General features: G+C 39.5%; 7 protein-coding genes. All 7 read left to right on the top strand.

The genetic code is table 11. From position 1 onward, the window contains the following. Positions 1–65: 65 nt before the first annotated feature. Entirely contained in the window at positions 66–737 is a 672-nt protein-coding gene (locus BLS32_RS02705; RefSeq protein WP_091391752.1) for a response regulator, read from the top strand. Positions 738–1,032: 295 nt separating this feature from the next. Beyond that, positions 1,033–2,982, top strand: coding sequence for a T9SS type A sorting domain-containing protein (locus BLS32_RS02700; protein WP_245699308.1), 1,950 nt, complete (start codon positions 1,033–1,035; stop codon positions 2,980–2,982). A gap of 8 nt (positions 2,983–2,990) precedes the next feature. Then, complete coding sequence (locus BLS32_RS02695) at positions 2,991–6,587, top strand: RHS repeat protein (RefSeq protein ID WP_091391750.1); 3,597 nt, start codon at positions 2,991–2,993, stop codon at positions 6,585–6,587. Between the two features lie 25 nt (positions 6,588–6,612). Further along, entirely contained in the window at positions 6,613–10,170 is a 3,558-nt protein-coding gene (locus BLS32_RS02690) for a DUF6443 domain-containing protein (RefSeq protein ID WP_091391749.1), read from the top strand. Between the two features lie 486 nt (positions 10,171–10,656). Then, positions 10,657–11,332 (top strand): IS1 family transposase gene (locus BLS32_RS18885; protein ID WP_443093389.1). Its coding sequence is split into 2 segments (ribosomal slippage): positions 10,657–11,001 and positions 11,003–11,332, totalling 675 coding nucleotides; the frame shifts between segments, so codons are not numbered across the junction. Between the two features lie 67 nt (positions 11,333–11,399). Continuing rightward, entirely contained in the window at positions 11,400–11,558 is a 159-nt protein-coding gene (locus BLS32_RS18400; RefSeq protein ID WP_170227516.1) for a hypothetical protein, read from the top strand. A gap of 158 nt (positions 11,559–11,716) precedes the next feature. Further along, entirely contained in the window at positions 11,717–12,607 is an 891-nt protein-coding gene (locus BLS32_RS02675) for a helix-turn-helix transcriptional regulator (protein ID WP_091391747.1), read from the top strand. Positions 12,608–12,760: the final 153 nt, after the last annotated feature.

Raw genomic sequence — 12,760 nt, 5'->3', positions numbered from 1 at the left:
TTCGTCAAAACGAAAAAAAAAAATAATACGTTTGCATCATTCCTAAACAACAACAACCAAATACCATGGCTATTAGTATTAATATTCTAATTGTGGATGATCATCCTTTTATTATAGAAGCATATAAAAATGCGATAAAAGGTTATAATTCCAAGGGACTTTATGACTTCACGATCATTCAGGCGAAAGACTGTAAAACAGGTTATGAGGCCATCATGGAACATGAAGGCGATCCGTTTGGGATTGCATTTTTTGACCTTAGTATGCCTGTTTACGAGGAAAAAGGAATTTTTTCAGGGGAAGACCTTGCGCTGTTGGTCAGGAAGCACATGCCTGATTGCAAAATTATATTGCTTACTATGCATACCGAGTTGTTGAAAATAAATACAATCATAAAAAATATAAATCCAAACGGCCTTGTAATAAAGAATGACCTGACCTTTGACGAACTTTTATTGGCATTCGACAAAATATTAAAATCCGAAAATTATTACAGCCAGACGGTAGTGAAATTGGTAAGCCAGATTCAATATGACAATATTGAAATCGATTCATTCGACAAACAGATTCTCTACCATTTATCAAAAGGCACAAAAACAAAAGACATACCTCAATATGTGCCACTTTCATTGAGCGCGGTTGAAAAGCGCAAACTCAACTTAAAGGAAACACTGGAAATTAAGGGCGGCAGTGATATAGATCTGATACGCGAAGCGAAAATCAAAGGATTACTTTAAATTTAAAAAAACGGCAACAATTAGTTGTCGTTTTTTTTTGAAAAATAACCATAAAAAAACTTTCAAAAGTTTTTTAGTTAAGTTCTTTTTTATATTTTTAACAAAATTTTAGCAAGGTAAATACCACTTCTAATCTTGCGCCCTCTTACCCATGCAATCCGTTCTGGATTTATATGCAGGGTTGCTTTTTATGACTGACCGATTACAGTTTTTCGCCCGCAACAATATCTATAAGCCATTTTGATGTTATTTCATTTTCCTGTCACTTCCGACAGGAACTAATCTATTGTGCTTTATGATAAAACTTTCAACGCGACTCATCTTTGCGGCATGCAGTTTAATAGTTTCGCTCGGCGTATCCGCCCAGGACATGCTTTGGGAAAAATCCTATGGCGGTAAAAATGCCGAATATTTATTTGATGCCGTGCCTACCGCAGATTACGGATTCATACTAGCCGGCAGTTCACTCTCCGGCAAAACAGGAAATAAAGTTTCCGAAGGCGCCGGGGACCTGGATTTCTGGGTATGGAAAATGAACGAAAACGGCGACATGGACTGGCAGAAAAGCTTTGGCGGCATCGGTTCAGATTTCCTGCAATCGATACGCCTTACCCGCGATGGCGGATTCATACTTGCCGGGAATTCAGATTCGGCACGAGGGCTATCCAAAAAAGAGGACAGCCACGGCGGTGAGGATTTCTGGGTCATCAAGCTCGATGCAGGTGGAGGCGAACAGTGGCAAAAAACCATCGGAGGAACAGGTCAGGAAAAACTCAAAAGTATCGCACAAACCCGCGACGGCGGTTACATATTAGGAGGATCTTCAAGTTCCGAAAAATCGGCAGACAAAAAACAAAACAGCTACGGCAATCTTGATTACTGGGTGGTTAAACTCGATAAGGAAGGCAAAATCCTTTGGGAAAAGACTTTTGGAGGCATCTACTTTGAAGAACTCCGCAGCATCGAACAAACGGCAGACCAGGGCTACATCCTCGGAGGTTATTCCAATTCGCCAGCTTCGGGGAACAAAAAGGATGATAACATAGGCACTGGGGATTATTGGGTCATCAAACTGGATAGAGACGGGGAAGAAGAATGGCAACAGGTCATCGGCGGGGATAAAGATGACGAGCTTGCAGTGGTGCACCAGACTTATGACGGAGGTTATCTCCTGGGCGGAAACTCGAATTCCGGTTCAAACTTCAGCAAAAAGAAAGGCAATGGCAAAGGCACCGATTTCTGGCTTGTAAAACTAGACAAAGAAGGCGGGATGATATGGCAGGAAACCTATGATTTCGGAACATCGGATATCCTGACTTCAATTGTAGAAAACAAAGACCACACTTTGCTGATCGGTGGTTTTGCAAAATCAGAAGCCAATGGAAAAAAGAAAGATGAAAAAGGCATTAACGATTACATCGCCCTGAAAATATCGGAAACAGGGGAACGATTGTGGGACAAAACCGTCGGCAGCGACGGCGAAGACATTTTAACGAAAGTTGTAGAAACCAGGGACGGCGGTTATTTGCTTGCCGGAACTTCAAACCCGGTGCGGAGTACAATGGGCATAGCAGGTACCAAATCGGGATCGGGCACAGGAAATGGAATCAGCGTCGGTGGCAACGGCCAGCAGTTGCAGGGCTTAAAAAATGCCACAGACAAAGCCAATGGAAAGATCGCCGAAGCAGCAGAAAGCTTCAACAAAGGCTATGACGAAACCGTAGGCGCTGCAGCAGACAAAATAAACAAAGCAACGGACCTTGGTGAAGATTCGCCTTTGAAATTTGGTGTGAATGCACCCAAAAGCCCATTGGGAAATGTTCCTTCGCTTGGCAGCGGGGGCAGCGGTTCAGGCATGGATGCAGACAAAGCAATGGATGGACTGTCTTCGGCACTGGGCGGCGGAAAAGCCAACATACCGCCCTCGCGTGATAAGAAAACGCATTATGGTAATAGTGATTTCTGGGTGGTGAAGCTGTTGGATAAAGACAAGGAAAAAGTAAAAAAGGCGACGATTGAAGCGATCCCGAATCCCGCAGGTGATTTTACGAATGTGATTGTAGGGTATGAATTTGAAACCGGAACGGCAACAGTAGTTGATTTGAGTGGACATATTTTGCAAAGTTTTACTATTACGGGCAGGACGGTTCCTGTGAATTTAAGTGCATACCCTGAAGGGATTTACATAGTGAATATCAAGACGGATGTGCAGAGTGATGGAATTAAAGTAATAAAACAAAAATAATTTTGATAATGACTTTAAGAGAAAGAAAATTCGTTTTTGGTATTCTGATACTGTTTAACACTGTGGTTTATTCTCAAAGTGACGGTATTAACATGACCAACTATAACGTCGCAAACGACATTAATTCAAGGATTAAGCTGCCTCTAAGCCCCGAGGCCGCAGCGTTCGAAAAATATGGAGAAGCGCCTGTAAATATGTATTCTGGAACACCGGACATTAGCGTGCCATTACACACAATTGAGGGACGGGAGCTTTCTTTACCGATTTCTTTAAATTATGATGCTACAGGCGTCAAGGTGACTCAAATTTCTACAAATGTAGGTTTGGGATGGAGTATCAATTTGGGAGGAAGAATCTCAAGGATTACGAATGGAAAACCAGACGATATTGGTCGAGATCCATATAGCATCAGTACTACAATTCTTAATTATATCGGAGTTTACAGCTTTCCAGGCCAGTTGTCTGAATATCTAAACGATTTCATGTTGCCAGTGGTAAACGGACGTGATGACACGGAATTGGATTTTTACAGTCTGAATGTTTTAGGAATAAGTGACTATATCGTGAAAGATTTAGAAAACGGGGAATATCATACGCTTTTAAATCCCCGTATTCACGTTACTAAAATTCAAGCAGGTGTCGTTTGGCTTGTGACAATGGATGACGGGACACAATATTATTTCGGGGAAAATGGAAAAAAAGAAACCACCCATATCTCAGGTGGAGACGATGCCGGGGTTGGACACGTTTATAGCGGTAATTCCGAAAGTTCATGGCTGCTTACGAAAGCCATTTCAAAAAATAAAATGGATCAATTTGATTTTGATTATAAATTGTATACATGGGATAATGAAATAGCCCAACCCTTGGTGTCAAGATCATATTACAAGAAATTGACCTGCCCAATGACTTGGGTTTATGATGCTGCTTTTAACTTAGGAATAACTTATACGACTTCACAACAAATGCCTCTAAGTATTAAACTCAACGGCGAATACATTGCAAAATTTACTTATAAATCCAGAGAAGATTTAAAACTTGTACCCAATTCATATCAAGGCGGTAACGCATTGAATGAAATATTGTTTTACAAATATAAAATACCAGTTCAAAATTTCGAAGCGGTTAACCCTTCAGACTTTTACAAACGCATTCTTTTCGACCACTCTTACTTTGGAACAATTCCTGCCGGACAATCACAATTTGCACACTTATATAGAAGATTAAAATTAGATAAAGTTACAATATTCGGGAGTGAGAATATGAAAGGTAAAGAATATGCATTTGATTACAAAAATCCGCAACTCGTGCCTGCTGTTAACTCAAATTCTCAGGATTTTTTAGGACTGTATAATGCTGCGTCGAATGATGATCTGGTCCAATCAGTAAATTCAGGGAATATCATTTTCAGCGGAGCAGACAGGAAAACGGATATACTTTACGCACAGAACGGGATATTAGAAAAGATACATTTCCCAACCAGAGGCTATTCCAAATTTGTGTATGAACAAAATATGGTGTCAGATAGTATCTACCATCCTGAGGGGTATTATTCCCATGAAGTAGATATATTCACAGTTCCTAATTATGAGGGGTTTTATTGTGGCGATCCGCCAGAGAAATACTTTAAATTTTGCACAACGCCGAATATGATACCAATTAATTTAAGGCCATTTGGTTGTACAGAATATAGCAACTACACCTATATGAGGATTGTGAGAACAAAATTATTAAAAATTAGTGAAGAAAACGATTATAATATAAGTGGATCTGGACTTGGGGTTTATTTAATCCAAAATATCACTGGTTGCGATAATGACATTCCGATAACATTTCCCGAATGTGAAATGGCTATGACCAACGGAGAGTTTGAAGAATATTATCCCTGCCTGAGGCCAACAGAATCTCTGTATATTGATAGCCCTACGAACTATTCGCAACCTGAAGATTTTGTAGCGGGTGGGTGTACAGGACCAATTGGCTCCGTAGCAGTAAATTTAAAGGTAGGCACATATCAGGTAACAACCTGGAGTGAAAACAACGAAAATGCTGGTCCAATTTTAAATATTTCTAAAACTGTTCATGATACCATACCTGCATACACAGAATATATTTCTAAGAAATCACATGGACTAAGGGTAAAATCCATTGAAAATTATTCTTCTGAAGGTGTTATTGCACAAAAAAAAGAATATCAGTATAATTACGAAATTGATGGATTGAACCACTCTTCAGGAATAGAGTTAGAAGAGGCACCAACGGCTATAGTCTATCAAACTAAAAATATAATCTGCAACGAAGGGAGTCCTTTTTCTCATATAGGTGTATCAAGCATAACTCCTACGATTGTTGTCAATGCGGGAAGTATCAGGACGGTTCCAAATGTAGCCTACAGTTCTGTGTTTGAGATATCAAAAGATGCCATTGGAAATAAAATTTATACACAATCAAAATTTAATGTTGGCAGATCAGGTGTCATTTACTCAGACAGTGAGATCACTTCGTTTGAACCTAATTATAGAAATGGGAAAATTTCAGAAAAAAATTATTTCAATTCCAGTGGAGAGGTTTTGGTATCTGAAAAATTCCAGTATGATGAAAAAATATTTTTCACATGTGAATCTACAGGATTTAGAAAAGATACCCATAATAAGTATGCATGGGCAGACGCCGACGGTTATCTGTACTATACCTGGGGAGCAAGTACTGTTTTAAATCTGTCAAATCCAGGACCTGAACCTTTTCCAGCAGGGCTGATTGATATCGCGAGCTGGCACGAACCACAGTTAGGAAAATATTCATATCATCGGGTAGGACAAAACATATCTGGTAAAATAGGCTGGCTGGCATCTAAGGAAAAAACTACTTTTATGTCTGGCGGATTGAGAGTAGTTGAGAAACAAGAATACGGATACGATTTAGATTTTCCTTATATGCTAAGACGTAAGCAATCTTCGTCAAGTGAAGGAATAATATCACAAGGCTATTGGTACAGTGAGCTATATCCGGAAAATCCGGAAAAAATAACTGATATTATCACCTATTCCGACAACAGTGAAATTAGCAGGCAAAAAAATCTGTATACAGATTATCCACAAGAAAACCCACAAGGAAACTTTTTAACTGAGGTCATGACTTCAAAGGGAGGTAATGCGTTAGAATCGCGTGTGAAATTCGATTACGAACCAAACTCAAAATGTTTGGTTTCTTCTTTAAAAATCACCAATAGTAGCGGTTCTTCCAATGAAGACTACGAGAGCTATGTGTACGGGTATAATAATAAAAATATTGTAGCGAAATTAACCGGTGTCCGTTACAGTCAGATCCCACCGTTAATATTAGCCGACATCACCGATAAGTCCAATCTTCTCGCCTCTGAAGCAAATGATGACAATTTAAGGAGGGCGCTAAATGAACTACGGCTGGCGTTTCCTCGTGCAATGATCACAACTTATACGTTCGACCCAATGGTTGGCATAACAAGTGAAACCGGGCCAAACGGACTAAAAAAGTTCTACGAATACGACGCATTGGGAAGGTTGGTAAAAACCAGTGATGACAACAGGAATATTTTGATACAGAACGACTATCATTTTAAAGATTGATTGCCGAATTTAGAAATTTACTATTATGAAAAAAAACATCTTGTGTTTAAGCATATTATTTCCTTTGGCAATTTTTGGGCAAAGTATGGACCAGAATTATATAATAACCAAAATATATAAAAAGGGCACGATTAATCCAATTGAAGCAGCACTCACGGATCATGTAGGTACCGAAACAATTTATTTCGATGGACTTGGTCGACCTCTGCAAAAAAGGCTTTACCAGCAGTCCAATTCCGGCGGCGACATTGTAATCCCAACAGAATACGATGACTTCGGCAGGCAAATAAAAGAATACCTCCCTTTTGCAGACCATAGCCCAACTTTGAATTATAAAGACAGTGCATTGTCTGAGCAAGCTACTTTTTATAGTACCGGAGACCCAACAGCCACAGGCAACTCTCATTTCGAAACTACAGGGAATCCATACAGCCAGAAATTCCTCGAAGTCTCTCCTTTGAACAGGATTTTAAAACAAGCAGCGCCCGGCGATGATTGGGCCATGGATAGCGGTCACGAAATAAAATTTGATTACCAGACGAACGGTAGTGATGAAGTACTTAACTATCAGGTTGTAACTTCAGGATCGGATTATGCAATCTCACTGACATGCCAGGGCCATCATAAACCAAATAAGTTGTACAAAACAATAACGAAAAATGAAAACTGGAAACTTTTAGACGAACATAACAACACCACTGAAGAGTTTAAAGATTTTGAAGGCAGGCTTGTTTTAAAACGTGCCTATAACGAAGGGGATCAATACGACACGTATTATGTTTATGATATTTATGGCAATTTGACCTTTGTGCTGCCGCCCGTATACCCGCATTCCGAAACAATCAACGATACTGCAGTTGATAAACTCGGTTACCAATACCGTTACGATTCCCGGAACCGGCTTACAGAAAAAAAACTCCCGGGAAAAGGCAGGGAGTTTTTGGTGTATGATAAACTGGACCGCCTGACAGCAACAGGGCCGGTAAAGAGTCCCTTCAAAGACAAAAACCAAGACGATGGCTGGCTGATTACAAAATACGATGTATTTAACAGGGTCGTTTATACCGGGTGGATTACCGGGGATGCCTTCGATACGCCTGCACGTCAACACTTGCAAGGCATTTACGACAACCAAACGGATGTTAGTGAAGTTAAATTGGCCCAGCCACAAACCATTGACAATGTAAGTGTTCAATATTCAAACCATATAGCCCCGGAAACTACCCAGCAAAGTGGCGAATTCAAACTCCTGACAGTTAGTTACTACGATGACTATGGCTTTCCTAATGCGCCATCTTCATTCCCAGCCGATATTATGGGGCAACATGTACAGCAAGATGTTAAAGGCATGCTTACGGGGACATGGGTTCGTGTGCCAATCTTAAAAAGCGGGACAAAAAAAGAAACGACATCTGTGCTCTATGACAGCAAATCAAGGATAATAGCCCATCTTAAGACAAACTATATCGGAGGCCATACCAATGTGTTTACTAATTATGATTTTTCAGGCCTTGTCCTGAATACTATAACAATCCACCAGCCTAAGGCAGGGGTACAGGAAATCACCGTGAATGATGCTTATCAATACAGCCTGCAGGGAAAACCAGTCAACCACATCCAGGATATTTCAGGGAGTGGAGTGCTTCCTGAATTAATCTCACACAGCGAATACGATGAATTGGGGCAATTGATTTCAAAAAACGTTGGTGGACAGGATATTTCAACGTTCCATGGCTTGCAAAAAATAGACTACACATACAACGTCCGGGGCTGGCTTACAGGCATCAACAATATTGGCGAATTATATGACAGCCCTCAGGATCTTTTTGCATTTAAAATTGCCTATAACGATAGCAGTGGCGACGGGCAAAGTGAAAACCTGTTCAATGGAAATATTTCAGAAACTTACTGGCGTTCCCAATCCGATAATATCCGGCGAAAATACAGCTACCGCTACGATGACCTGAACCGCCTATCAAGCGCGGTATATCAAAAACCAGACGCGGCAACCCCGCTTACAAATTCTTATAACGAAGTGGCAGGATACGACAAAAACGGCAACATCACTTCGATGGAAAGAAATGGAAACCTTGATGTCATGCAAAGTACACTGGAGATTGATAATCTTGCATACCAATACGATGGCAACCAGCTCATGCGCGTGAACGACACCAGCAACAGCACAATGGGCTTCAAAGATGAAACGGCCTACCAGGGAACCAATACCGATCCCGACGATGATTACGCTTACGATTACTTCGGCAATATGGTTTCTGACGCAAATAAGGGCATTTCTTCAATCGAATACAATCACCTAAACCTGCCAACGGTCATAGACTTTAGCACTAGCAATTACGAGAAAATTGAATACATTTACGACGCTTTAGGTGCAAAATTAGGCAAGTTGGTAAGTTCTTCGCCGAGCGCGGCAGTTTTAGAGACAGTATACTTAGACGGTTTTCAATACCTCAACGGTGTGCTTCAGTTTTTTCCGACTGCTGAGGGCTTTGTAAAAAATACCGTGATAGATGATATCAGAAATACCGTAGTCGGGAAAGTTGATAAATACAACTATGTTTACAATTATCTCGACCATCTTGGGAATATCAGGCTTAGTTATGGCACGGATCCTGAAACCGGGGAATTGAAAATATTGGAGGAAAACAATTATTACCCGTTTGGGTTAAAACATACGAATTACAATCCTGACATTAAAGCTTACGGGTCTGAACCATATCAAGGGCCAATTGGCGATGGCCCTCCCAAGCAAGGGAAAGTTGTGCTAAAACCATCTGATCCTTCAACTCCTGGAGTTGGAAATCCGGAGTTGTATAAGTATAAATACAATGGGAAAGAGTACCAAGACGAGTTAGGGCTTAACATGTACGATTATGGGGCAAGGAATTATGACCCTGCTTTGGGAAGATGGATGAATATAGACCCGTTAGCCGAGACAAGTAGAAGATATAGTCCATACACTTACGCGCTTAACAATCCTGTTTATTATATTGACCCTGATGGGATGTCTGCTGCTCCTGTTATTGACGAGGGTGGAAACTTGTTAGGCACTGATAGTCAAGGATGGAAAGGCGAGGCTATCGTTATGAATAAGTCAGACTTTAAACAAGGTATGGAGCATTCAGAAGCACTTGACAAAGGCACAGAACTAAGTAAATACGGGGAAGGCATCAGTATTTCTGACAAAACATGGGATAAAATTGAAAGTAAAGGAGGCGAGAGAATGGAGCCTTACGTGAAAAATGATAGTGATGAAACAATCTATTACAAACCAGAAGGCGGAGACCACAAAACTGGCGAAAATCTTAATCCTGGGAAAGCAAATGATGGAGCTTATCCAATAAAACCACATACCGATTTGTATGCTCCTGTTGATGGAGTTAATACCTCAGTGGTTGCCAAAGATAAAGTCTACAAGGCTCCCAACGCGTTTCCAAGAGTAAGTGTAAATAAAAATGGTGTTCCAGATATTCAGGGAGTTTTAGAAAGTGTAGTTCCTAAGATTGGGGAAGTATCGGCACCTGACCCTACGTGGAATAAATTGAAAAACTCTATTAAAAAATAAGATATGAAAACATTGAAACTATTGAAAATTGGTAGCTATTGTGTTTTATCATTTATGTTTATTGTTGTCTTCAGCTATGAACTATTAGGATATAATCTTTATGAATTGTTTGTTGTAGCTTTATTTTGGAGCTATATCAATATCGTCATTGCCATTGTACTATTCTTCAAGAAAAGAGACAATAATTTACTGCTTTATTTCTTAACAAACTTGATTATTGTAATTCTTTGCTGGACTGACTTTCTTAACTTTGTAACAGTTATCTCTGAATAAATCAAATAGATTATTAAAAATTGAATCAAAAATTTTGCAACAAACCACCGTGGTAATGTACCAAATTTAGTGATCACACAAAAACCAAATCCAAAACGCAGACAATCAGTAAAATAAATAATAAACGATTAAAAAGACAGATCATACATCTGTCTTTTCTATTTTAAACAACTCCTTAAATCAATCCCAACGAGCAATAACCCAACTTCATGTATCAAAGTTAGTGACGAAAAAACATGCCCATATTGCAAAGAACTTACAGCAATTAAGAACGGAGCGACTAAAAACAAAAAGCAGCAATACCATTGCAAAGCCTGCAAAAAACGATATTTAAGCAATTATACATACAATGCCTACCATCCAAACATAAATGCTGATATAATCTTATTTACAAAAGAAGGACTCGGTATAAGGAGCACAGCGAGAATACTTAAAATTGCTGCTGCAACATTGCTAAAAAGAATCAGGGCAATTGCAAAACAAATTACCCAGCTAGTTATCAAAAAAGGCAAAGAGTATGAAGTTGATGAAATGTGTACTTATGTTAAACGCAAAAACCAATTTCATCTGGTTGGTTTACGCATTGGAAAAAGAATCAAAAAAAGTAGTCAGTTTTAACGTCGGAAAGCGAACGAACAAAACCTTAAGCCGTGTCGTCGATACATTGAAACTATCGAACGCAAAAAAGATATTTACAGACGGATTGAAAAACTACAAATACCTGATCGAATCAAATGTACACGCAGTCAAACGCCACGCTACAAACCATATCGAAAGAAACAATCTGACAATACGTACACATTTAAAAAGATCCAACCGCCGCACCATCTGCTTCTCAAGAAGCTATGTAATGTTAGACGCAATTCTCAGGATTTACTTTTGGGCATAGATCATTTTTACGGCAAAACCACATTTGTAACTTAAATGTAAAACATAGCTTTACTGAAACTAAAACGATGAACCATTTATTAATAACGGTTTTCTTTTTAATCTTCTTCATCTCCCTCTTCATCCGCGAAGTCAAAAAAGACAACAAAAAGCACCAAAATAGAGACCGCCTCGGCGACGAACACATCATGCGGGAAATTGACAAATTAAAAAGCAAAGAGGCATAAAATAAATATGATAGTTCACCGTCTTGTACCCCGATAGCGTGGATTTGTAAAAACGCGCTGACCGCATCTCAAATATAACTCAGCACTGCGCTGCATTTTAAAATTATTTTTTAAATTTACTTCATTACAAGCCATTTACTAATTTAATTTTAAACGCCATGCAACAAAACCTCTCTGAGCAAATGCTCAAAGGCATTCTTGAAATGCTGTTCGAATTCGGTAAAGGAAATACCTCCTTCCGCATCCCCAGAATCAACCGCGACCACTTCACAGATGAAGTAATTGTTATAGTCAACCTTGCCGCAGAAAAGCTGCAGGCCAACATCGAAACGTCGCACCACGAATTCCTTCAGCATTACATCAGGGTCAGTACAGTAATCACAGATCCCGAATTTACGATTATTGACCACAGTTGGAATTTCGAAAATGTAATCAGATATTACGGCCTTTCAGGAGAGTATCTTATTGATTTCATTACAGGACATAATCCATTGCCAAAAGCACGCCGCAAACTGATGTTGCAAAAGGAAGATAGTGTCGTGGTTTTCCTTGATTTTGGCTGGCTCAACGATCAGATACCTGCATTTTGTACTGTATCGATGTTGAAAGGAGGCAACCTGGCTGTCAATGCCATTACACTGCATAGTGACGAACGGTTTGTCTTACCTATCCTTTCGGCAGACCAGAAACGGTACTGGGAGGCAAATCCCGAAGAAGCGCAATTGATTATGAACATTCGTGAGTATATTGAATCAGGGGATGGACGCGAAGAGGATTATGAGATAAAGGCGCTTGGCAAGAAATTCCATATCCGTATCATCAGGATAAAAAAGGGATTTTATGCCTTGTACGGTATTTATTTCTCCGACTTCTACCGCCAGGCACGATTGAAAAAAGCACAGAAACTGATTCTGGAAACCGATATGCCTATTAAAAGCATTTCACATGAGGCGGGCTTTAAACTTTACCGTACTTTTTATAGTGCGTTTGTAAAGTATTTTGGAATAACGCCTACAGGTATGCGTTTTAGGAAAGAAAATGACCTGTAAACGGTAAAGTATCTGCACTAATGCCTCCGTATTTCATATAGGCTCCGGTTTTTCATATAAAAAACTATTAAGTATAGTTTTTGGGTGTAGTATTTCATGCTTTACAGTATAGAAATTCATTATATAATGTTCTGAAATACAGAAATTTACAAT

The organism is Flavobacterium noncentrifugens (assembly GCF_900100375.1).
Classification (GTDB): Bacteria; Bacteroidota; Bacteroidia; order Flavobacteriales; family Flavobacteriaceae; genus Flavobacterium; species Flavobacterium noncentrifugens.
Note: the sequence above shows the minus strand (reverse complement) of the source record. Positions and strands in the feature narration are given on the sequence as shown.

Bases quoted from the DNA above. Each gene is read 5' to 3' on its own strand.
- BLS32_RS02705 (WP_091391752.1), top strand. From the start codon at position 66: ATGGCTATTAGTATTAATATTCTAATTGTGGATGATCATCCTTTTATT.
- BLS32_RS02675 (WP_091391747.1), top strand. From the start codon at position 11,717: ATGCAACAAAACCTCTCTGAGCAAATGCTCAAAGGCATTCTTGAAATG.
- BLS32_RS18400 (WP_170227516.1), top strand. From the start codon at position 11,400: ATGAACCATTTATTAATAACGGTTTTCTTTTTAATCTTCTTCATCTCC.
- BLS32_RS02695 (WP_091391750.1), top strand. From the start codon at position 2,991: ATGACTTTAAGAGAAAGAAAATTCGTTTTTGGTATTCTGATACTGTTT.
- BLS32_RS02700 (WP_245699308.1), top strand. From the start codon at position 1,033: ATGATAAAACTTTCAACGCGACTCATCTTTGCGGCATGCAGTTTAATA.
- BLS32_RS02690 (WP_091391749.1), top strand. From the start codon at position 6,613: ATGAAAAAAAACATCTTGTGTTTAAGCATATTATTTCCTTTGGCAATT.